This window comes from Caulobacter sp. ALps2 (genome assembly GCF_058681635.1).
Genome location: NZ_CM178743.1, coordinates 4,780,470 through 4,801,117, shown reverse-complemented (window position 1 = coordinate 4,801,117; position 20,648 = coordinate 4,780,470). Strand labels below are relative to the sequence as shown.

15 protein-coding genes and 1 pseudogene are annotated in these 20,648 nt (G+C 68.0%); 8 read left to right on the top strand and 8 right to left on the bottom strand.

Going from position 1 to position 20,648, the window contains the following annotated elements:
- The first annotated feature begins 15 nt into the window (after positions 1-15).
- Positions 16-1,125: a pectinesterase family protein gene (locus tag ACW173_RS22525; protein WP_492082276.1), complete on the top strand. Its 1,110-nt coding sequence runs from the start codon at positions 16-18 to the stop codon at positions 1,123-1,125.
- 6 nt (positions 1,126-1,131) lie between these two features.
- On the opposite strand, the gene ACW173_RS22520 is transcribed toward ACW173_RS22525, so the two are convergent.
- The gene (locus ACW173_RS22520; RefSeq protein ID WP_492082275.1) at positions 1,132-3,357 is read right to left on the bottom strand and encodes a TonB-dependent receptor domain-containing protein; all 2,226 of its coding nucleotides are present in this window, start codon (positions 3,355-3,357) and stop codon (positions 1,132-1,134) included.
- A gap of 177 nt (positions 3,358-3,534) precedes the next feature.
- Here ACW173_RS22520 and ACW173_RS22515 point away from each other — a divergent pair, with 177 nt between their 5' ends.
- Positions 3,535-4,608 carry a sterol desaturase family protein gene (locus ACW173_RS22515; RefSeq protein WP_492082273.1) on the top strand — a complete coding sequence of 358 codons (1,074 nt, stop codon included), beginning with the start codon at positions 3,535-3,537 and terminating at the stop codon, positions 4,606-4,608.
- On the opposite strand, the gene ACW173_RS22510 is transcribed toward ACW173_RS22515, so the two are convergent.
- The 3 genes from ACW173_RS22510 to ACW173_RS22500 all read right to left on the bottom strand — a co-directional run bounded on the left by ACW173_RS22510 (position 4,605) and on the right by ACW173_RS22500 (position 8,900).
- Positions 4,605-5,552 carry a UDP-glucuronic acid decarboxylase family protein gene (locus ACW173_RS22510; protein ID WP_492082272.1) on the bottom strand — a complete coding sequence of 316 codons (948 nt, stop codon included), beginning with the start codon at positions 5,550-5,552 and terminating at the stop codon, positions 4,605-4,607. The two genes, ACW173_RS22515 and ACW173_RS22510, sit on opposite strands and share 4 nt — an antisense overlap.
- A 79-nt stretch (positions 5,553-5,631) precedes the next feature.
- On the bottom strand, positions 5,632-7,929 hold the full coding sequence (locus ACW173_RS22505) for an acyl-CoA dehydrogenase (protein WP_492082270.1): 2,298 nt from the start codon (positions 7,927-7,929) through the stop codon (positions 5,632-5,634).
- 71 nt (positions 7,930-8,000) lie between these two features.
- Complete coding sequence (locus ACW173_RS22500; RefSeq protein ID WP_492082269.1) at positions 8,001-8,900, bottom strand: LysR family transcriptional regulator; 900 nt, start codon at positions 8,898-8,900, stop codon at positions 8,001-8,003.
- A gap of 103 nt (positions 8,901-9,003) precedes the next feature.
- Here ACW173_RS22500 and ACW173_RS22495 point away from each other — a divergent pair, with 103 nt between their 5' ends.
- From ACW173_RS22495 to ACW173_RS22485, 3 genes are all read left to right on the top strand, one after another.
- On the top strand, positions 9,004-9,621 hold the full coding sequence (locus tag ACW173_RS22495; protein ID WP_492082267.1) for a glutathione S-transferase: 618 nt from the start codon (positions 9,004-9,006) through the stop codon (positions 9,619-9,621).
- Between the two features lies 1 nt (position 9,622).
- Positions 9,623-10,549 carry a pyridoxamine 5'-phosphate oxidase family protein gene (locus ACW173_RS22490; protein ID WP_492082266.1) on the top strand — a complete coding sequence of 309 codons (927 nt, stop codon included), beginning with the start codon at positions 9,623-9,625 and terminating at the stop codon, positions 10,547-10,549.
- A gap of 128 nt (positions 10,550-10,677) precedes the next feature.
- Positions 10,678-11,610 carry an ABC transporter ATP-binding protein gene (locus ACW173_RS22485; protein ID WP_492082264.1) on the top strand — a complete coding sequence of 311 codons (933 nt, stop codon included), beginning with the start codon at positions 10,678-10,680 and terminating at the stop codon, positions 11,608-11,610.
- A 2-nt stretch (positions 11,611-11,612) separates the two neighbouring features.
- On the opposite strand, the pseudogene ACW173_RS22480 reads toward ACW173_RS22485, so the two are convergent.
- Positions 11,613-11,681: pseudogene (locus ACW173_RS22480) on the bottom strand (hypothetical protein); the annotation flags it as partial.
- Here ACW173_RS22480 and ACW173_RS22475 point away from each other — a divergent pair.
- From ACW173_RS22475 to ACW173_RS22465, 3 genes are read left to right on the top strand one after another with little or no spacing between them, the layout of a single operon-like run.
- Positions 11,657-12,349 (top strand): ABC transporter permease, encoded by a 693-nt coding sequence (locus tag ACW173_RS22475; protein WP_492086042.1) that lies wholly within the window; start codon positions 11,657-11,659, stop codon positions 12,347-12,349. The pseudogene ACW173_RS22480 and the gene ACW173_RS22475 sit on opposite strands and share 25 nt — an antisense overlap.
- Before the next feature lie 2 nt (positions 12,350-12,351).
- The gene (locus ACW173_RS22470) at positions 12,352-13,497 is read left to right on the top strand and encodes a sensor histidine kinase (RefSeq protein ID WP_492082263.1); all 1,146 of its coding nucleotides are present in this window, start codon (positions 12,352-12,354) and stop codon (positions 13,495-13,497) included.
- Entirely contained in the window at positions 13,494-14,099 is a 606-nt protein-coding gene (locus tag ACW173_RS22465) for a response regulator transcription factor (protein WP_492082262.1), read from the top strand. Before ACW173_RS22470 ends, ACW173_RS22465 begins: the two co-directional genes overlap by 4 nt.
- On the opposite strand, the gene ACW173_RS22460 is transcribed toward ACW173_RS22465, so the two are convergent.
- The 3 genes from ACW173_RS22460 to ACW173_RS22450 all read right to left on the bottom strand — a co-directional run bounded on the left by ACW173_RS22460 (position 14,096) and on the right by ACW173_RS22450 (position 20,648).
- Positions 14,096-15,667 carry an MFS transporter gene (locus ACW173_RS22460; RefSeq protein WP_492082260.1) on the bottom strand — a complete coding sequence of 524 codons (1,572 nt, stop codon included), beginning with the start codon at positions 15,665-15,667 and terminating at the stop codon, positions 14,096-14,098. The two genes, ACW173_RS22465 and ACW173_RS22460, sit on opposite strands and share 4 nt — an antisense overlap.
- Before the next feature lie 84 nt (positions 15,668-15,751).
- Positions 15,752-16,861, bottom strand: coding sequence for a beta-galactosidase BglB (gene bglB, locus ACW173_RS22455; RefSeq protein WP_492082258.1), 1,110 nt, complete (start codon positions 16,859-16,861; stop codon positions 15,752-15,754).
- Positions 16,862-16,883: 22 nt separating this feature from the next.
- Positions 16,884-20,648, bottom strand: coding sequence for a beta-galactosidase (locus ACW173_RS22450; RefSeq protein WP_492082257.1), 3,765 nt, complete (start codon positions 20,646-20,648; stop codon positions 16,884-16,886).

Below are 20,648 nucleotides of genomic sequence, written 5' to 3'. Positions count from 1 at the left end.
TTTTCAAGGCTTCCCATGTCCAGATTTCCCGACCGTCGGTCGGTCGTGCTGGCAGGCCTCGCGGGCCTGACCGCCGCGCCGGCCTGGGCCAAGCCCGCGCGTTTCCCGAAACACTTCGACGCCATTCTCTCGGCCAAGCCCGATCCGCGCGCCGCCCAGCACTTCGCCACCCTGGCCCAGGCGCTGGACGCCGCGCCGGCTTCCGGCGACCGACCATTCCGCATCCTGGTTCCCAAGGGGACCTGGCGCGAGCAAGTCACCGTGCGCCAGCCCAACATCCACCTGGTGGGTGAGGGCCGGGCGGCCAGCGTCATCGTGTTCAGCGAGTACGCCGGCGGCCGCAATCGGCCGGGCGGGCCGCCCGAGATCGCGACCATGACCGTGCTGGCCCCAGGCTTTCGCGCCGAGCGCCTGACGATCGCCAACGACTTCGACTATCCTCGCAACATGCCGCCCGAGGTCGACTACGACCGCACCGGCGCCAGCGGGGCCCAGGCCACGGCGCTGAAGCTGGGCGAAGGCTCGGACCGCGCCTATTTCGAGGATGTGGCTCTGACCGGCTGGCAGGACACCCTCTTCACCGACGCCGGGCGCGGCCTGTTTCGCAACTGCTTCGTCAGCGGCTGCGTCGACTTCATCTACGGCCGGGGCGTGGCGGTGTTCGACCACTGCGAAATCCGATCGCGCACGCGGCCGGGCAAGGACTTCCACGGCTTTATCGCCGCGCCCGACACCGACCGCCGCCAACCCTACGGCCTGGTGTTCCTGGACTGCCGCCTGACGCGCGACGCCGACATGCCCAAGCACACGATGGCCCTGGGGCGCCCTTGGCGCCACACCATGAGCTTCCCGGACGGGCGCTACGGCAATCCGGACGCGGTGGGCCACACGGCCTTCATCCGGTGTTGGATGGACGATCACATCGTCCCGGAAGCCTGGTACCCGATGCACTACAATCTGAAGGGCGGACGCCGGGCCATGTACCAACCCGAGGACGCCCGGATGTTCGAATACGCCAGCAAGGGCCCCGGGGCCGGCAAGCCGTCCAAGCGGCGGCGCCAGCTGACCGCGTCTCAGGCCAAGGCCTATACGGTCTCCAACCTGCTGAGGGGCTGGAGACCGTAGCAAGTCCTACATCGGGGCCACGCCACCGCCCGGCGCGCCAAAGTCGAAGGCCGGCTCGCGCGGGCGGCGGGGATTGGGAACGCCCTTGCCGCCGAAGCCGTAGGTGAAGCCGATGAAGACGGCCCGCAGGTCCAGGTCCATGGCCCGGCGGTCCTTCAGGGCGGCGGTATTGATCACCAGCTTGTCGCCGAAGGTGTTCAGGGCGTCCTGCACCGTCACCACGCCCGACAGGCGGTCGTTGAACTTGTGGCGGTAGCCCAGGTTCACCATCCCCGTCGGCTCGCGATAGCCCTGCGGCGTCAGGCGCTTGCCGATGGCGAAGCCGCTGATCTGCAGGAAATCCTTGGGCGTGGCCTGCACGTTCAGCGCCGCGTAACCCGAGACGGTCCAGGCCGAGCGCTTGTCGGCGAAGCCCAGGTCGGTGGCGCCGATCTCGTTCCAGGCCGCGTTGCCGCTGATCGTGTACGAGACCTTGGGCGAGAGCCGGGCGTTAGCGACCAGCTCCAGCCCGCCGCTGCGGCTCTTGGCGAGGTTGGCCTTGGTGGTCAGCAGCACGCCGCCGCCCAGGTCGCGAACCACGTCGGTCACCCCGTCGCGGGCCTCGCGCCAGTACAGCGTGCCAAGATAGTAGTTGAAGCCCTTGCGCAGCTGGTAGGCGACCTCGAACGAGTCCGTGGTCTGGGGCTTCAGGCGCGGGTCGCCCTGGCGGTAGCTGTAGGGGTCCTGATAGATTCGGTAAGGGTTCAGGTCCTGGGCCGACGGACGCTGGATGCGGCGGCTGTAGCTGGCGTTGACCTGGCGCGCGTCGTCGACCTTGTACTGCACGTGCAGCGACGGGTAGGCGCGCAGGTAGTCGTAGCTGTCCTTCAGGCTCGAGGTGACTTGGTTGGTGTCGATGGTCACCTCCTCGACACGCAGGCCCGGCATAACCGTCAGGTCGCCGAAAGACCGGCTGTAGGTGGCGTAGGCGGCGTGGACGGTCTGATCGTACCGGAACTGGTTGGTCAGGGCCGGATCGACGATCAGCGCGCCGGTGTTGGGGCCACGCGCCCCGTAGTTGTCGTAGTCGTTGTCGTCGACCTGCAGCTCGTAGCCGATGTTCAGCTTGGCGCCGCCGGCCAGGGTTTTCTTGTAGTCGGCCTTCACGCGGCCCTGGACCAATTCGTCGCCGACAACCACGCGTTCGACGAAGTTGGACACGACCGGCAGCTGATTGAAGGCGTCGGACAGGCTCGTCTGGCGGTTGCGGGTGCGCTCCAGGCTGGTGTGCAGCGTGAACTCCTCGTCCTGGCCCGACATCTTGCGGCGCAGGTCGCCCGACAGGCCGGCCACCGAGCGCTTCATCTCGCCGTCGGCGCGGCGCTGGAAGCGGGCGTCGGGCACGCCGTTGATGTCCTTGCCGTCGTAGAACGAGCCGGCGTCGCTCTGGTAGGTCACGTCGTTATAGCGGGCCTCGGCGCTGAGCCGGGTCTGCTTGTCCAGGTCATAGTCGACGCCGGCGCGGGCGTTGTACGACTGGCCCCGGCTGGCGAAATTGATCTTCTGTTGGCTGGTCGCGTACTTGCCGCTGGCGAGGTCCAGGCGCTCGCGGTCGTCCAGGATCTCGCCCTTGGCCTTGTCGCGCCGCCAGCCCGCGTCACCTGACAGGGTGAGGTTCTTGGTGTTGCGAGCCAGGGTGATGCTGCCGTTCTTGCGCCCGCCCGTGCCGAGGTTGGCGCGGACCGAGCCGGTCGTGCCGACGCCGCGCTGCTGCTTGGTGATCAGGTTGATGATCCCGGCCGTGCCCTCGGGGCTGAAGGCCGCCGACGGATTGGTCATCACCTCGACCCGCTCGAACTGGCTGGCGGGGATCTGCTGCAGCACCTGGCCGCGGTTCTCGCCCCGGAACATGCCGGACGGCTTGCCGTCGATCATGATGGTGACGTTGGCGTCGCCACGCAGGCTGACATTGCCCTGCACGTCGACCTGCACCGAAGGCACGTTGCGCAGCACGTCGGCGACCGAGCCGGTGGTGGCCTGGATGTCCTTGCCCAGGCTGTAGCTGCGGCGGTCGATCGAGGTTTTCATGTCCTGCGAGCCGGGCGCGGTGATGGTCACGCCCTGAACCTGGGTCGATTGCTCCTTCTTGGCCGGAGCAGGCGTCGTCGTCGTGGTCTGGGCGAGAGCGGCCGTGCTCAAGGCGGCCAGGCCCGTGGCGGCCAGCAGGGCGGCGCGGCGGGTCGGGAAGGTCATGGAAGGTCTCCTCTGTTGGCGAGGAACCTGACCGATCGACTCGAAGCGTTGCAGTGTCTGGGGTCACGCGATCGGGGTGACGTTTGTCATGTCGCGACCAGAAGTTGCCGCGCCACACCAAGTTTTAACGGCGCCGGGCGCATCAATGCCCCGGATTTCCAGGGGAGCGGAACGTCTTTGAAACCCGCAGCGCTACATCCGGCCGCCGAGATCGGAGTCGAGACGACCGCGTCGAACGGCCTGGGCCGCGCGGCCCTGATCGCCGGTTTCGTGATGTACGCAGCCGCCGCGGGCGCGGCCTGGTGGCTGTCGCTGCGGCTGATCCCGGCCGAGCTGACCCTGACCATCCTGGGCAAGACCCTGCACACGGCGTCGGTTCACGACCACCTGAACAACATCTTCCTGGTCTTTCTGCTGTTGCCGACGGCGCTCTGGATCGAGTGCGTGGTGGTAGGCTGGCGGGAAAGCTCCCTGCGCCAATTGCTGTTCGCCCGCACCCCGTCGCTGAACACCGACATCGCCGTCTTTATCCTGGGCCAGGGCCACGTGACCGACATCGTCGGTCGGATCCTGATGCTGGGCGCCTCGATGATCTCGGGAAAATGGATCCATGACGCCATCGCGACCCATACGGGCGTCAACCTGGGCCCGCCGCCGCTGCCGTTCCTGCTGCAGCTGCCGCTCTATTTCGCGCTGTATAGCTTCTTCGACTACTGGACTCACCGAACCGACCACACCCGGTTCATGTGGCCGCTGCACCGCTATCACCACTCGGCCGAGGACTTCGGCGTGGTGACGTCGGGTCGGCAGCATCCCGTGACCTTCACCGCCATCTTCGTCGTCAACCTGCCGCTGGCCGTGCTGGGCGCGCCGGGCGAAGTGATGATCTATGTCAACGTGCTGGTCGTCGCCCTTGGTTTCATGATCCACTCCAAGATCGACTCCGACTGGGGCTGGGTGGGCCGCTGGGTGGTCCAGTCGCCGAACCATCACCGCGAGCACCACAAGCTGGACATGAGCCGCCCCACCGGCCACTTCGGCATCGCGCCGATCTGGGACCGCCTGTTCGGCACCTGGTACCAGGACAAGCCCGACCCGAAGCTGGTGATCGGCGTCGACACGCCCTACCAGCACGGCTTCTTCGTGCCGCGCGACATGCTGCGCGACTACGTGCACTTCTGGATGGGCTGGTTTGGTGGTCGCAGCGACGGCCCGGAGTCGGACCCGAAGCTGTTCCGCCGCAAGCCCTAGGCGGCTTTCAGCAGTCCGTCGAAATACTCGATCGTCCGCATCAGCCCGACCTTGAGCGGCGCCGTCGGGGTCCAGTCCAGGTGCTGCTTGGCCAGGGTGATGTCGGGCTGGCGCTGGCGAGGGTCGTCCGAGGGCAGGGGACGGTGGACCAGTCCCGACTTGCCGCCCGTCAGCTCGAGAACAAGCTCGGCCAGCTGCCTCATCGTGAACTCGACCGGGTTGCCCAGGTTGATCGGGCCGGTCACCTCGTCACCGGTGTTCATCAGCCGCATCAGGCCGTCGACCAGGTCGTCGACATAGCAGAACGAGCGCGTCTGGTTGCCGTCGCCGTACAGCGTGATGTCCTCGCCCTTCAGCGCCTGGACGATGAAGTTCGACACCACGCGCCCGTCGTTGGGATGCATGCGCGGGCCATAGGTGTTGAAAATCCGCGCCACCTTGATGCGCAGCCGGTGCTGGCGCCAGTAGTCGAAGAACAGCGTCTCGGCGCAGCGCTTGCCCTCGTCGTAGCAAGAGCGGATGCCGATCGGATTGACGTTGCCCCAATAGGTCTCGACCTGCGGGTGGATGGTCGGGTCGCCGTACACTTCCGAGGTCGACGCCTGCAGGATCTTAGCCTTCACCCGCTTGGCCAGGCCCAGCATGTTGATGGCGCCGTGAACGCTGGTCTTGGTCGTCTGCACCGGGTCGAACTGGTAGTGCACCGGGCTGGCGGGGCACGCCAGATTGTAGATCTGATCCACCTCGACATAAAGCGGCATGGTCACGTCGTGGCGCAGCAGCTCGAAGCGCGGATTGGTCAGGTTCTGCGCCACGTTCAGGCGCGAGCCGGTGTAATAGTTGTCCACGCAGAGCACCTCGGCGCCGGTCTCCAGCAGCCGGTCGCAAAGATGCGAGCCGACGAAGCCCGCGCCGCCCGTGACGAGAATTCTCTGCGTATGCATGGACGAACCAGACCTTTCGGGACTCAGCGTCGAACTGTGTTTGTACAGCGACGCCGAGCCCGGCTCCAAGGTCGTGTTTCTAGGCCGGGGCGCGACCGATTGTCGGCTCGGCGATCACCGCCGTGCGTTGGCGCTTTGACGAGGCCGCGGGTGGCGGTTCGGCCGAGGGGCCGGCGAGCTCCTCCGGCGCGAAGTCGTCCACGGCGATGACCTTGGACACCGCCAGGTCGGCGGCGGCCAGGGCGGCGGTTTCGTCCGGCGTCAGCAGGCCCTTGTCCAGGCCGTACTTCCAGGCGCGGACGCCCTGGTCCTTCAGGCGGTCGTGGATCGGCTGGGTGGCCACCACGCGCTCGAAGGCGTCGATCAACTGGCCGATCGCCTCGTCCTCGCCGCCGACATAGACGCCCTCGACCAGGCGGTCGCGGGTGGGCGAGGGGTGCAGGATCAGGTCGGCGCAGGCGCGGGTGACGCGGTCCGACGGCCCCCGGCGGCGCGCCCCGAACGGCAGCACCGCCGCCCGCAGCAGCCAGCCGGCCAGGCGATTGGGCAGGTTGGCGAAGATTTCGTCGAAGCGCTGTTCGATCGTGGCGAAGGCGGTGTCGGCGCTCCACTGCAGCAGCGGGAAGTCGTCATCCTGCCGACCCTCGTCCTCCCAGCGCTTCAGGGCGCCCGACAGGAAGTACATCTCGGACAGGATGTCGCCGAGGCGCGCCGACAGCATCTCCTTGCGCTTCAGCTCGCCGCCCAGGGTGAGCAGGGCGATGTCGGAGGTCAGGGCGAAGGCGGCGCTGTAGCGGCCCAACTGGCGGTAGAAGCGGCTGGCGCGGCCGGCGTCCGGCGCGGGCGCCAGGGCGCCGTCGGTCCAGGCGCGAGCCGTGGCCTTGATCCCGTTACGGATGGCGTGGGCCACGTGCCGCCAGAAGGCGTCGTCGAACGCGGCCAAGCCCTTGGCCTCGTCGGCGTCGCCCAGGGCCAGGATCTCGCGCAGCATGTAGGGATGGGCCCGGATCGCGCCTTGGCCGAAGACCATCAGGCTGCGGGTCAGGATGTTGGCGCCCTCCACCGTGATGCCGACCGGCACGGCGCGGTACTGGCTGCCCATGTAGTTGCGCGGGCCTTCCATGATCGCCTTGCCGCCGTGGACGTCCATGGCGTCGTTGACGACGATCCGCATGCGCTCGGTCGCGCCGGACTTCAGCAGGGCCGAGATCACCGACGGGTGCTTGCCCATGTCCAGGCCCGCGCAGGTCAGCCGCCGCGCGCCGTCGACGAGGTAGGCGTTGCCGGCGATGCGGGCCAGGCGCTCCTGAACGCCCTCGAACTTGCCGATGGCGATGCCGAACTGCTGGCGCACCCGGGCATAGGCGCCGGTCGTCAGGGTGCTGTAGGCCGCCGCCGCGCCGGACATAGCCGGCAGCGAGATGCCGCGCCCGGCCGCCAGGGCGGTCATCAGCATCTTCCAGCCCTGACCCGCGCGCTCGGCGCCGCCGATGATCAGGTCCAGCGGGATGAAGACGTCCTCGCCCCAGTTGGGGCCGTTCTGGAAGGTCTGGAAGGCCGGCAGGTGGCGGCGGCCGATGCTGACCCCGGCCGTGTCGGTCGGGACCAGGGCGCAGGTGATGCCGATGTCCTCCTCGCCGCCCAGCAGGCGGTCGGGATCGCGCAGCTTGAAGGCCAGACCCAGCACCGTGCAGACGGGGCCCAGCGTGATGTAGCGCTTGTGCCAGTTCAGCCGCACGCCCAGGACGGTGTCGCCCTTCCACATCCCGCGACAGACCACCCCCTCGTCGGTCATGGCGCCGGCGTCGGAACCGGCCTCGGGGCTGGTCAGGCCGAAGGCGGGGATTTCGCGTCCATCGGCCAGTCGCGGCAGCCAGTATTCCTGCTGCTCTTTCGTGCCGAACCGCAGGATCAGCTCACCGGGACCCAGCGAGTTGGGCACCATCGCCGTCACCGCCGCCGAGGTCGAGCGGGTGGCGATCTTGCGGACGATCTCGGCGTGGCCCAGGTGCGAGAAGCCCAGGCCTCCATGCTCCTTCGGGATGATCATGCCGAAGAACTTCTCGCGCTTGAGGAAATCCCAGGCCTCGGGCGGCAGGTCGCGCGTCTCCCAGGTCATGCGCCAGTCGTCCAGCATGGCGCATAGGCTCTCGACCGGGCCTTCCATGAAGGCCTTCTCGTCGGGGCTCAGCTCGGGCTTGGGGAAGGCGAGAAGCTCGTTCCAGTCCGGATCGCCGGTGAACAGCGCCGCGTCCCACCAGGTGTCGCCGGCTTCGATGGCGTCGCGCTCGGTTTCCGACAAGGCGGGCAGCACGCCCTTGGCCCATTGGAAGATCGGCCGGGTGATCGTGTCCCGGCGGAAGGAAGAGCTAATCATGACGCTACCTCGTTGCTACGCGAAGTGGAAACGCTGGTCGGGCGTGACGGCTCCAAGGAGAGCGGATCTCGTCAGCCCTCGCGCAACACGGCCAGGCGTTCCAGCCGGAGCGCGGCGTAGTCTAGGAACGCTCGCGCCAGCGGCGGCATGAAGCGTCCGCCGGCGGTCAGCAATTGGACAGTCAGGGGCGGGGGCTCGAAGTCGCGGAGGAGACGGACCAAGCGGCCCGCCGCGATGTCGTCGGCGACCTGGTAGGAGAGGGCGCGACCGATCCCCTGGCCCGCCAGCACGGCGGCCAGCGCGGCCTCGACATCGTTGATCCGCAGGCGCGGATCTAGTCGCACGGCGCGGGGCCGCCCGCCGGTTTCGAACCGCCACTCCGGGGTGACCGAGACCGCCGTGGTCAGCACGGTTTCGTGGTGCGCCAGATCGGCCGGTGTCTTCGGCTCGCCGCGCCGGGCCAGATAATCGGGAGACGCGATGGTGACCCTGCGAACGCCACCCACCCGCCGCGCCACCAGGCTGGAGTCGGCGAGCGTTCCGATACGCAAGGCGACATGCAGCTCGGATTCGATCAGGTCGAGGTTCCGATCGTGGAGCGTGACCTCGGCTCTTACGTCCGGGTGCTCGGCCAGGAAGGCGTTGATCACCGGCGCCAGATAACGAGCGCCGAACACCGTGGGACCTGTGACGCGCAGCAGGCCGCGCACAGCGTCGGGGGCTGAGGTCTCGAGCGCGGTCTCGTAGTCGGCCAGCAAACGGCGGGCGCGCTCGGCCAGTTCGCGACCGGCCTCGGTCGGGGCCAGGCGGCGCGTGGTGCGCTCGATCAAGCGCGCGCCGGCGCGTTCCTCCAACGCCGCTAGGGCCCGGGTCATGGCCGCGGGCGAGCGCCGCAACCTCCGGCCAGCAGCGGCCAGGCCACCGGCGTCGATCACCGCCACCAGCAGGGAAAGCTCGTCCAGACGATCCATCTAAAATTCCGAAAAATGGAAAAATATATTGCGGATTTGTTCAATTCATTGCGTCGGGCGCAACGGCCAATATGGCGTTATCGCAACGCGCTGGAGATTTCCCATGGCCGCCATTGTCCTGCACGGCACGGCTCTGTCCGGGCACACCCACCGAGTGGGGCTGATGCTGAACGCTCTCGGGCTAAGCTACGCATTCGTGGACTCGCCGAAGGACGTACGGGCGTCGCCGGCGTTCCTGGCGCGCAATCAGCTGGGCCAGATCCCCGTGCTGCAGGACGGCGAGGTGACCCTTAGCGACAGCAACGCCATCCTCGTCTACCTAGCTCGCCGCTACGCCCCGGACGGGCCCTGGCTGCCACAGGAGCCGGCGGCGGCCTCCGCGGTGCAACGCTGGCTGTCGATCGCGGCGGGCGAGGTCATGCACGGTCCGGCGATGGCGCGGATGATCGCCCTGTTCGGCCTGCCCGACGATCCGGTCCGCGCCGCCCGGATCGCCGCCCGGGTCCTCGTGTTCATGGAGGCGCACCTCGAGGACTGGACCTTCCTGGCCGCCGACCACATTACCCTCGCGGACCTCGCCTGTTACAGCTACGTCGCTCACGCGCCGGACGGTGGGGTAACGCTGGACGCGTATCCGAACGTCCGAGCGTGGCTCGCGCGGGTCGAGGCGCAGCCCTGGTTCCAGCCGATGCCGGACTTCGTCCAGGCCGCGGTGGCTTGAGATGGACCAGCCTTTCCACCGCGGCGAGTTGGCCGCCCAGGCGCGGGCCGGCCTGCACCCGCCCGGCATGACGGGCATCAGAGCGTTCATGCCCGACCAGCACCGGGACTTCTTCGGGCTGCTGCCATATCTGTTCGTCGCCACGATCGACGAGGGCGGCTGGCCTGTGGCCACCGTGCTGACGGGGGACCCGGGCTTCATCACCAGCCCGGATCCGACGACGCTGGTGATCCATGCGACGCCGCGTGACGGCGAGCCGGGCCATGAACTCTTCCGCGCCGGCCGGCCGTTCGGGGTTCTGGGCCTGGACTTCGCCACCCGTCGCCGCAACCGCGTCAATGGGGTGATCGAGGCCGCCGACGCCGGGAGTTCGCGCCTCAAGGTGCTTCAAAGCTTCGGCAATTGCCCACAGTACATCCAGACCCGCGCCGTCGAGAGCGCGCCGGGATCCACGGTTCCGGCGGAGCCGGTCACTATGGATGCGCCGGTGGTCCTCGCCCAGATCGCCGATGCCGACGCCTTCTTTGTCGCCACGGCTTCGGGCGCGGCGGTTGTCGATAACGGCGGCGTCGACATCTCGCACCGAGGTGGCTTGCCGGGCTTCGTCAAGGTCGTCGACGGCGAGCTGATCGTGCCGGATTTCCGCGGCAACCGGTTCTTCAACACCCTGGGCAACCTAGTCGCCGATCCACGGGCGGCGCTGCTGTTCGTCGACTTCGACACGGGTGACCTGCTGCATCTGCAAGGGCGCGTGGAGATCGATTGGGATCCGCCGCTTGGCGGGACTTGGCCCGAGGGTGTCCAGCGCCAGTGGCGGTTCAGGCCCAAGAGGCTTTGGCGGCGGCCCGCCGCGCTGCCGTTGCGCTGGGCGTTCGGCGACTTCTCGGCGGTCACCCTGATGACAAAGGCCTGGAACGCGGCGGCCTGAACCGGAAGGTGACGCCAAGAAGGTGACGTCAAGAAGGTGACGTTTGTCATGTCGGCCCGGTGACGGCCGGCACTGATACGCCGTCCGGCGAGGCGGCAATGTTGGCTTCACTTCGAGGGAGCCGACCAATGTCAGCCAATCTTTCGCCGACCCCAAACCTTCCACTACCGGTCGCGGCGATCTCCAAGGCGGTCAAGCGGCGGGGCGCGACCCTGGCCCTGAACGGTCTGGACCTGATGATCCGCCCCGGCCAGTGCGTGGCCCTGCTGGGTCCCAACGGCGCGGGCAAGAGCACCAGCGTCGCCCTGCTGACCGGCCGTCTGCGCCCCGACGCGGGCGAGGCCTTCCTGTTCGGCGGCGATCCGCGCGACGTCGCCGCGCGTGGCCGCATGGGCGTCATGCTGCAGGAGGCCGGCCTGCCGCGCACCCTGACCGTCCGCGAGCAGGTCGATCTGTTCCGGGGTTACTACAAGAAGCCCCGCCCGCTGGACGAAATCATCCGCCTGGCTGGCCTCGAGGGCCTTGAGCGCCGCCGCTGCGGAGCGCTGTCGGGCGGCCAGCAGCGTCGTGTGCAGTTCGCCTTGGCCATCGCCGGCCGCCCGGACTTTCTAGTCCTGGACGAGCCGACGACCGGCATGGACATCGACGCTCGCCGCGCCCTGTGGACCGCCGTCCGGGCCGAGATCGCCCGCGGCTGCGCGGTGCTGCTGACCACCCACCACCTGGACGAGGCCGAGGCGTTGGCCGACCGCATCGTGGTCATCGACCACGGCCAGGTCATCGCCGACGGCTCGCCCGAAGCCATCAAGGGCCGTGTCTCGGGCGTCGCCATCCGCTGCCGCTCGCGGCTGTCGGACGCCGAGCTGACGGGCCTGGCCCGCGTCACCGGCGTCAGCCGCGACGGCGGCCGGGTCACGCTGCTGACCACCTCCGCCCCCGCCACTCTGCGCGAGCTCTTGGCCCGCGACGAGACCGTCGACGACCTGACCGTCGCCGGCGCCTCGCTGGAAGACGCCGTCACCCGCCTGGTCGGGACCCAACGCCAAGCCGAGGCCGCCTGAGATGCACACGCTGCTCGTCTACATTCGTGAAGCCCGCGCCCAGGTCCTGGCCACCTGGCGCACCCCGCAATTCCTGATCCCCAGCGTGGCCCTGCCGCTGCTGTTCTACGGGGTCATGGGCCTGGGTCTCAGCAAGGGACGCGAGGAGATCGCCCACTTCATGCTGGCCAACTACGTGATCTTCGCCGCCATCGCCCCGGCCATGTTCGGCTTCGGCGCGGCCGTCGCCGCCGAGCGCGAGGCCAAGCTGATCGAGCTGAAGCAGATCGCGCCGCTGCCGGCCGGCGGCTATCTGGTCGGACGCCTGGCCGCCGCGCTGGCCCTGGTCGCCGCGTCGATCGCCCTGCTGGGCCTGCTGGCCTTCTTCGGCGGGGTGAAGATGGTCCCGTGGCGCTGGGCCGCGACCCTGGGGCTGGGCCTGGCCTCGGCCATCCCGTTCGCCCTGATCGGCCTGAATGTCGGCCTGCGCCTGGGCTCGCAAGGCGCGACCGCCGTGGCCAACCTGCTGTTCCTGGGCTTCTCCCTGTTCGGCGGCCTTTGGATGCCGCTGAACATGATGCCCGACTGGTTCACCCGCATCGCCCAGGTCATGCCGTCCTATCACCTGGGGCAGCTGTCGCAGATGCTGTCGGGCATGCAGCCGATGGCCGACGTCCAGGGCCACGTCTCCATCCTGCTCGCGATCAGCGTGGCGGCCCTGGTCGGCGCGTGGGCGGCTTGGCGGCGGCAGGCGGCTTGACCGTGGAGAAGCCCGCGCGCGACATCGCCGGCATGGAGACTTCGACTCGCCCTAGCAGCACTCCTCTGGCGGACGGCCACTCGCGCCGCCGCTGGAGCCTGGTCTTCCTGTGCTACGTGCCGTTCTACTTCATCTCGTGGATTTTCCGCCGGCCGGGACCGTTGGAGCTGGCGGCCTCGATCGGCGGAGTGCTGGTTTTCCTGGCGCTGTTCTACGCGATCTGGATGCGCAAGGGCCGGCCGGCGCTGTGGCATGTGCTGGCGATCTACGCCATCGGCCTATCGCTCGCGCCGTTCAACACCGGCTGGAGCGTCTACACGATCTACGCCATGTCGTTCGCCTCGCGCCTGGGCTCGCGCAAGCTGGCGGTGCGGACGATGATCGGGCTGGAGTTGGTGCTGCTGGCGCTGGGCCCGTTCTTCATGAACTACAACTGGCCGGTCTGGGCCTCGGGCGTGCTGTTCGGCGGCATCACCGGTTTCGCCGGCCTGATGCAGGCCGATATCGAGCGCAAGAACGAGGAACTGGCCCTGGCTCACGAGGAGGTCCGCGCCCTGGCCACCACGGCCGAGCGAGAACGGATCTCCCGCGACCTGCACGACTTGCTGGGCCACACCCTGACCCTGGTGGCGGTGAAGGCCGAGCTGGCCGCCAAGCTGGTCAGCCGCGACGCCGTGGCCGCCGAGCGCGAGATGGAGTCGGTGGCCGCCGCCGCCCGCGAGGCCCTGGCGGAAGTCCGCACCGCCGTGGTCGGCATGAAGGGCGCTTCGCTGACCACCGAGCTGGAGCGGGCGAAGACCGCCCTGGCCGCCGCCAACATTCAGGCCGAGGTCTCGGCCGCCGAGACTGACGGCTATCCTGGCCAGGAGGCGGTGTTGGCCATGGCGCTGCGCGAGGCCGTGACCAATGTCATTCGCCACGCCGGTGCGACGCATTGTCGGATTCGGGTAGCGCCCAGCCCCGTGGCCCTGACCCTCAGCATCGTCGACGACGGCAAGGGCGGCAGCTTCATCGAGGGCTCGGGCCTGAAGGGCATGCGCACCCGGCTGTCGGCGATCGGCGGCGACCTCGACATCGTATCGGACAAGAGCGGGACGCGCCTCGTGGCTTCCGCCCCTGTGAGCGCCCTTGGGGAGACCGCCTCGTGATCCGCGTCGTCATCGCCGAAGACCAGAAGATGGTGCTGGGCGCCCTTTGCGCGCTACTCGAGATGGAGGGCGATATCCAGGTAGTCGGGCGTGCGCCTGACGGCCAGGCGGCGCTGGATCTGGTGCGGTCCGAGAAGCCTGATGTGCTGATCTCCGACATCGAGATGCCCAACCTGACCGGCATCGACGTCGCATCGAAGCTGAAGGCGGACGGCGCCGGCACACGGGTCTTGATCGTCACCACCTTCGGCCGGCCGGGCTACCTGCGCCGGGCCATGGAGGCGGGGGTGAAAGGCTACCTGCTGAAGGACGGCCCCAGCAGCGTGCTGGCCGCCGCCGTTCGCACCATCGCGGCCGGCGGTCGGGCCATCGCGCCGGAGCTGTCGGAATCCATCTGGGACGCCGCGCCCGATCCCCTGACCGACCGCGAGCGCGAGATTCTGCGCCTGGCCGAGGAGGGGCGTTCGAACAAGGACATCGCCGAGGTGCTGGACCTCTCGCCCGGCACGGTCCGCAACTACCTGTCGGAAGCGGCCCAGAAGCTGGGCGCGGCCAACCGGGTTGAAGCGGGCCGCATAGCCCGCTCCAACGGTTGGCTCTAGGCGCGGCCCCAGAGCTTCTCCCACTTCCAGCCGGTCAGGTCCTCGACGATGGCCTTTGACTCCTCGCTCTCGGGCGCGGTGGCGCCGGCGCGCAGGCGTTCGACCTCGTGGACCAGAACTGCGTGGGTGCCGGCGTTGAGGTGGAAGCGCCACGAGATCAGCATGCCGGCGATCATCACGATTAGCGGCCCGCCAATCATCACCAGCACCAGGGCCTGGATCGCCTGGGGCGTCTGTACGGGCATCGGCTGGCCCTTGGCGGCGGACACGAAGCCGCCCATGCCGATCAGGGTGGTGGTCACCAGGATCGCGCCGGACTGGGCGATCTTGCGCACGAAGGTCATGACCCCGGCGAAGATGCCTTCGCGGCGCTGGCCGGTGACCGCCTCGTCGACGTCGGGCAGGTAGTTGTAGACGCCCCACGGCACGAAGTTCAGCGTCCCGCGGCCCAGGCCCGCCAGGATGATCGGCACGAACAGCCAGAACAGCACGGCCGGACCGGCCTTGGCGCTGAAGATGTTGCCCTCCAGGCCCGCCACGCCTTGGGCGAAGCCCGTCGGCTTGGTCAGGTAGAAGGCCAGGAACAGCAGCAGGGCCGCGCCCACGAAGCTGATCGCCATGCGGTAGGCGGCGGTGGGACCGGTGCGGATGATGACCCGGATGGCGATCATCACCGAGATCAGCTGGGCCACGTACATGGTCGTCATCAGCTGCGAGATCAGCAGGGTCGAGCCCAGCATCACCGTGGCCACGAACAGCGGGAAGGCGGTGTTGAAGATGTCCTGGCTGATATAGCCGCCCAGATAGAGCGAAAGGTGCTGGCGGAAGGCCTTGATGCGCAGGGTCGAAAACAAGTCGCGGAACATGTTGACCGGGATCAGCGCCGCCTTTGACCAGTCCATGGGCTCCGGCTGGATCAGCTGTTCAGCCTCGGTATAGGGGCGCTCCCACGAGAGCAGGACAACGATCGTCACGACGATGCTGAACAGCACGCCGAAGATGGCGGCCATGATCAGGAAGGTGTTGGGCGAGTCCTTGCCGCCGAAGTTGTTGATGATCAGGGTCGGCAGATACGAGGCCAGGATCGCCGAGCTCTGGGCGACGAGCATGCGGGCGCCCGCGAACTTGGCCTTCTCCTTGTAATCCTTGGTCATCTCCGCCGCGAGGGTCTCCCACGGGATCAGGAACATCGTGTAGACGAACTCGAAGAAGATGAAGGTCACCAGGTAGTAGGCGAAGGTCTGGCCGGTGACGAAGATCAGGGCGAAGGCCGGCAGCAGCGGGATGGTCAGGATCAGGAAGATCTTGCGTCGGCCGATCTTCCGCCCGACCCAGGTGTGGCGCAGGTTGTCGGAGATGTAGCCGATCAGCGGGCAGGTGATCGCTTCCAGCAAGCGAGGCAGGCCCAGGATCAGGCCCGTCTCGACCGGCGACAGCCCGCAGAAGGTGATGAAGAAGTAAGCCAGCCAGCCGGTGATCACGGCTTGCGCGCCGGCCCCCAGCATGTCGCCGGAGCCCCAGCCCCAATAGTTCACCCAGGTGGGTTTGCGGATGTCCGGCGTGGCCATGGTTGTCTCTAGTCCCTTTGAGGTGGGGTCTTGGCGCCCCTTACCGGTCCGACCTGATGGCCGGACCGGATGATGTGGAGTGGGTTAGATGAAGGCGCGCTGGAACTCGCCCAGGGCCAGCATGGCCAGCGACTGGCCGTACGGCATCGAGGTCAGCGGGATGTCCTTGTAGCCCTGGATCGTGTCGAACACCGGGGTGCCGAACGAGACCTGCTGCAGCTCGCCCTTGTCGTCGATATTGGCCAGCACGCCCTTGATGGCGCGGATGGCGACGGCCTCGTATTCCTTGCCGATGTAGCGCTTGCGCACGGCCTTCAGGACGCCGTAGGCGAAGCCGGCCGTGGCCGAGGCTTCCAGGTACGAGGTCTTGTCGTTGATGATCGTGTGCCAGAGGCCGGTCTCTTGGTCCTGGAATTCGGTGAGCGCCTTGATCTGGGCTTCCAGGGCGTCGATCAGGAAGGCGCGCAGGCCATCGCCCGGCTTCAGGTCCAAGAGCTCGATGAACTCGGGGATGGCGATCGTCACCCAGCAGTTCCCGCGCGCCCAGAGGGCGTCGGCGAAGTTGTGACGGCCCTCGAAGGTCCAGCCGTGGAACCACAGGCCGGTCTTGCGGTCGGCCAGGTACTTGATGTGGACCATGAACTGGCGTTTGGCCTCCTCGACGAAGTCGGGGCGGTCGAGCAGCAGGCCGATCTTGGCCAGCGGCAGCACGCTCATCATCAGCGTGTCGTCCCACAGCTGCTGCGGGTTCTCGCTGTTGAAGACGATATGTTGGAAGCCGCCTTCCTCGGTGCGCGGACCCTCGTACATGACGTAGTCGGCCCAGGTCTCGAGATAGGGGATGTAGGTGTGGTCGCCGGTGGCCTCGTAGAGGTAGGCCAGGGTCAGGAACGGCGAGACCGTGTTGATGTTCTTGGTCGGGGTGCCGGCCTCGAAGCGGTCGGCGAACCACTGGGTTATGATGTCGAAGGCGCGCTCGTCGCCGTGCATCTCGTACTGCTTCCACAGGCCGTACAGGCCAACGCCGTGGGTCCATTCCCAGTCGTTCCAGCCCTTGGTGTCGATCACCCGGCCGTCGTCCAGGCGCAGCAGGAACTCGCCGGTCTCGTCGGTGATGTCGACGAGGTTGCTGATCAGCGAGGCGATCTTGGCCTTGATGTCCTTGGCGTCCAGGCCATGAGCGAGATTGGGCACGGTAGTCTCCAGGAGTTCGGTATCAGGGTTTGAAGTCGGGAGCGGGCACGCGGGCGACGGGGACGCCGCCGCGCACGGTCCGCAGGTTCACGAGCTTGACGGCCTCCAGCGCGTCGTCGGGGGCGCCGTCGCTGGTCACCGCCAGGGCGAGGGTGTTCTTGCCACGCGGATCGACGATGCCATTGGGCAGGACGAAGGTTCGCTGCGGGCCGACATGGGCGATGAACTGGCCCATGTTCCAGCCGTTGACGAAGATCAGCACGCGGTAGCGCTTGTGCGGCGAGCGCGGCTTGTCCGGATCGCCGATCGATAGGCCCAGGGTCACGTCGTGGTCCTTGGGCAGGGCCAGATCGAAGCTGGTCCGGTACCAGGTCGTGCCGGCGGCGGGCTTGGTCGCGGCCATGTCGGCCTTGGCCCAGGTGGCGTCCGGGAAGCCCGGCAGGTGCCAGCCCTCGCGCTCGCCGTACTGGCCGCCATTGTTGGCGTTGCCGCGCACGGGGTCCTGGATGTCCTCGCCGCCCCTATTGCCCTGGATCTTCCAGGCGATCGGGACCGCGAAGCTGTAGGTCCCCGGACCCGACAGCGAGGCCGAGACCAGGCCGCGGGCTTCCTTGTGGAAGTCGTCGGCGTCGAGGTCCCAGTTGTGGCCGTTGTTGCGGACCATGACCGACAGCACGTGTTCGCCGGTCCCGCGCAGGTCTTCCGGCAGCTTGAAGGTCGCCACGCCGGTGGTGATCGGGCGTGGCAGACCGCCATCCAGCTCATGCTCGCCCAGGAAACGACCGTCCAGCCAGACTTGCAGCAGGCCCGCGCCGCCGGCCCCGTAGTGCAGGGTGAGGGTGTCGGTGGCGGCCTGGCCCTGGTAGCGGCCGCGATACCAGACATCGCCCTGGTGGAAGCCGTAGGTGCTCATGTCCAGGGCCGGCTGGCCGGTGGGGCCGCGCACGGTCGAGGCGCTGCGGCGGCCCTCGGCCTTCATCCAGGCGGCATCGTCGAACTTGGGATCGGCCTCGGGCGAGCCGGGGGCGGTCTTCCAGGTTAGAGTGGCGAGGTCGGGCAGGGCGATCACGCCGGGGCCGGCCAGGGCCTTGTCGGCCAGCAGGCTGCCCGAGGCGGTGGTCTTGGCCGCGACCTTGGCGCCGTTCCAGCGGATCGCGGTCACGGCCTTGGGCGCGAAGACTTCCAACGGGCTGTCGGTCTCGGTGTCGCCGGTCAGGGACAGCACGCCGCCCTTGATCGGGGCGCCGCGAACGAGACCCGGACCGCGCACCAGCACGTCGTCGCGGCGCCAGAAGGTCTGGCCCGTCTCGGCGTCGGCCAGCAGCAGGGTCAGGGGCGGCCGACCGCCGCCGGTGATCCGCACGCGGGCGAGGCCCTTGTGCGTATAGGTCAGTTTCAAGTCGCCCTTGGCGGCGTCGAAGGCCGAGGCGACCTCGCCCTCGATCGCCTCCACCTTCGGCGCGCTAGCGTAACGCAGCACGGTCTCGCCCGCCTCGCCGACGCGGCCATAGAGCAGAGCCAGGTCGCCGCCGTCCTGCTTCAGGTGCGTCTGGATTTCGGACGTCGAATAGACCAGCCGCTGGCCGCCCAGGTCATAGCTGGCCATCAGCATCTTGCTGTCCTGGCCCTTGATCCGCGAGGGGACCACATACTCGCCGTCGCGGGTCTTCAGCTTGAAGGTGAAGGCCTCGTCGCCGGTGGCGCTGCTGGGGTTGTGGACCACCACATAGAGGTGGCTTCCGGTCTCGGTGTTGACGTTGTGATAGACGCGGACCTTGTCGTTCGACGGAACGACGGCCTCGCCCTTGTCCATGCGGGTCAGGTCTGGGACGGCGGCGATGAACTCGCCCATCTGCTTCATCACGCGGATCTTGTCGCGCAGGCCCCGGGTCTCGTCGATGGCCGAGCCGTAGTCGTACGAGGTGAACACCACCGGGGCCGGCAGCCAGCCCCAGCTGGTCCCGCCATAGGTCATGTAGAAGCTCTGCAGCGTCAGGCCGTTGGCGATGTTGGTCCCGTAGAACACCCGCTGATAGCCGACGCCGCGATGGATGGCCGTGCAGTCGTAGTCGCCGTTGCTGCCCCAGTAGTCGAACCAGCCGCCGCCGAACTCGGCCAGGAAGCCGGGGGTGTTCGGGCTGGCCAAGGCGCCGCCTTTGGCGCCGTTCGCGCCATAGATCCCCCAGTCGGGCGCGACGCCGGGACTGGCCGGCCTACTGTCGACGCGGCAGTTGCCGCCGGGATAGCCGTCGAAGGCGTAGAGGTCATTGGGGCCTTCCACCGTGCCTGGGACGTTGGAGCCCTTGGGCACCCAGTAGCCGTTGCGGCCCTTGTCGTTGTGGAAGATCGGGACGGTGATCCCGTCGGCTTTCGCCTTGTCGTACAGCCACTGCATGTAGCGCTGCTGCGGGGCGCCGACGACATCCAGCTCGTTCTCGATCTGGTGAGCGATCACCGTGCCCTGGCCGGTGGTCAGCTGGTGGCGGGCGATGACGGCGTTGATCCGGGTCAGCCACTCGTCCGAGGCCTGGATATATTCCGGCGCGTCGGTGCGGGCGCGGGCCTGCTGGTTGACCATCCAGCCGGGGAAGCCGCCGCGGGTCAGCTCGGCGTTCACGTAAGGCCCGGCGCGGGTGATGACGTACAGGCCTTCTTCCTTGGCCATGGTCAGCACGCGATCCATGTCGCGCACGCCGCTGAAGTCGTAGACCCCCTGCTTGGGCGAGTGGTAGCCCCAGTCGAAATAGATCGCGACCGTGTTGTAGCCGCTGGCCTTCATCTTCTGGAGGATGTCACGCCACAGGTCGGGGCTGGGCACGCGGAAGGGGTGGAACTCACCGCCCCACGAGAAGAGCCGCTGGCCGTCGACCTTCAGGGAGTACTTGTCCCAGGTGATCTGGTGAGCTTGCGGCGGCTTGGCCGCGACCGCCTGATCGCCGCCTTCCTTCAGCACCGTGAAGTGGCGGACCGTGCCGGAAAGCTCAGGCAGTTCAGCCTTCTGGCTCCAGGTCCTGAAGCCGTCCTCGCTGTCGGAACGCCAGTAGCGCTTGGCCATGTACTCGTCGAAATAGATCCGCCACGCGCCGTCTGGCGTGCGGCTCATGGCCGGGCCTTCCAGGTAGCGACCCCAGCCGGCCCAGTCGCCCGTACCCTTGGGCGCCCACGGCCCGTCCAGCGACGGGGCGGTGTAGAGCTCGATGAACTTGGTCGTCTCGTTCTTGGCGAAGGCTTGATAGAGCCCGTCCTGGCGCACCACGAACGTGTCGATGAAGTTTGGTCCTAGGCCCGACAGGACCTTGGGCGCGCTCCAGGTCGCCAGCGAGGCATCGGAAGCGGTGATGCGATAGGGCTGGAACTGGCCGGCGATGCCCGTGGTCGAGACCGACAGGATCAGGCTGATCGACCCGTCCTGGTCGACGAACCATTCTGGCGCCCAGCTGTTGGTGGCGCCGGCGACGTCGATTTTCACGTCGCGCAGGAAGGTCCAGTCGGCCAGGTCCTGGCTGCGGGCCAGGCCGATGGTGTCGCCGGTCCAGCCGGTGGTGTACGCGACATAGTACCAGCCGTCCGTATGCTTCATCACGCTGGGATCGCGGATGAGGCCCTTGGGCGGCGTGTAGGCCAGCGGCTTCTTCAGGGTGAAGCGCGTGCCGTCGGCGGAGTCGTACACGCTCATGTTCGACTGGCTGGCGTTGGTGAACGCCGTCATCGTGTAGCGGACGGGTTCGGCCAGCGCGGTGGTCGCCAGCAGGGCCGTCACAAGGCCAAGAGCGGGGAGGGCGCGCAT

Excerpts from the sequence above, each read along its gene's own strand:
- ACW173_RS22510 (WP_492082272.1), bottom strand. The coding sequence starts at position 5,552 with ATGCATACGCAGAGAATTCTCGTCACGGGCGGCGCGGGCTTCGTCGGC.
- ACW173_RS22525 (WP_492082276.1), top strand. The coding sequence starts at position 16 with ATGTCCAGATTTCCCGACCGTCGGTCGGTCGTGCTGGCAGGCCTCGCG.
- ACW173_RS22485 (WP_492082264.1), top strand. The coding sequence starts at position 10,678 with ATGTCAGCCAATCTTTCGCCGACCCCAAACCTTCCACTACCGGTCGCG.
- ACW173_RS22460 (WP_492082260.1), bottom strand. The coding sequence starts at position 15,667 with ATGGCCACGCCGGACATCCGCAAACCCACCTGGGTGAACTATTGGGGC.
- ACW173_RS22490 (WP_492082266.1), top strand. The coding sequence starts at position 9,623 with ATGGACCAGCCTTTCCACCGCGGCGAGTTGGCCGCCCAGGCGCGGGCC.
- ACW173_RS22500 (WP_492082269.1), bottom strand. The coding sequence starts at position 8,900 with ATGGATCGTCTGGACGAGCTTTCCCTGCTGGTGGCGGTGATCGACGCC.
- ACW173_RS22495 (WP_492082267.1), top strand. The coding sequence starts at position 9,004 with ATGGCCGCCATTGTCCTGCACGGCACGGCTCTGTCCGGGCACACCCAC.
- ACW173_RS22450 (WP_492082257.1), bottom strand. The coding sequence starts at position 20,648 with ATGCGCGCCCTCCCCGCTCTTGGCCTTGTGACGGCCCTGCTGGCGACC.
- ACW173_RS22505 (WP_492082270.1), bottom strand. The coding sequence starts at position 7,929 with ATGATTAGCTCTTCCTTCCGCCGGGACACGATCACCCGGCCGATCTTC.
- ACW173_RS22520 (WP_492082275.1), bottom strand. The coding sequence starts at position 3,357 with ATGACCTTCCCGACCCGCCGCGCCGCCCTGCTGGCCGCCACGGGCCTG.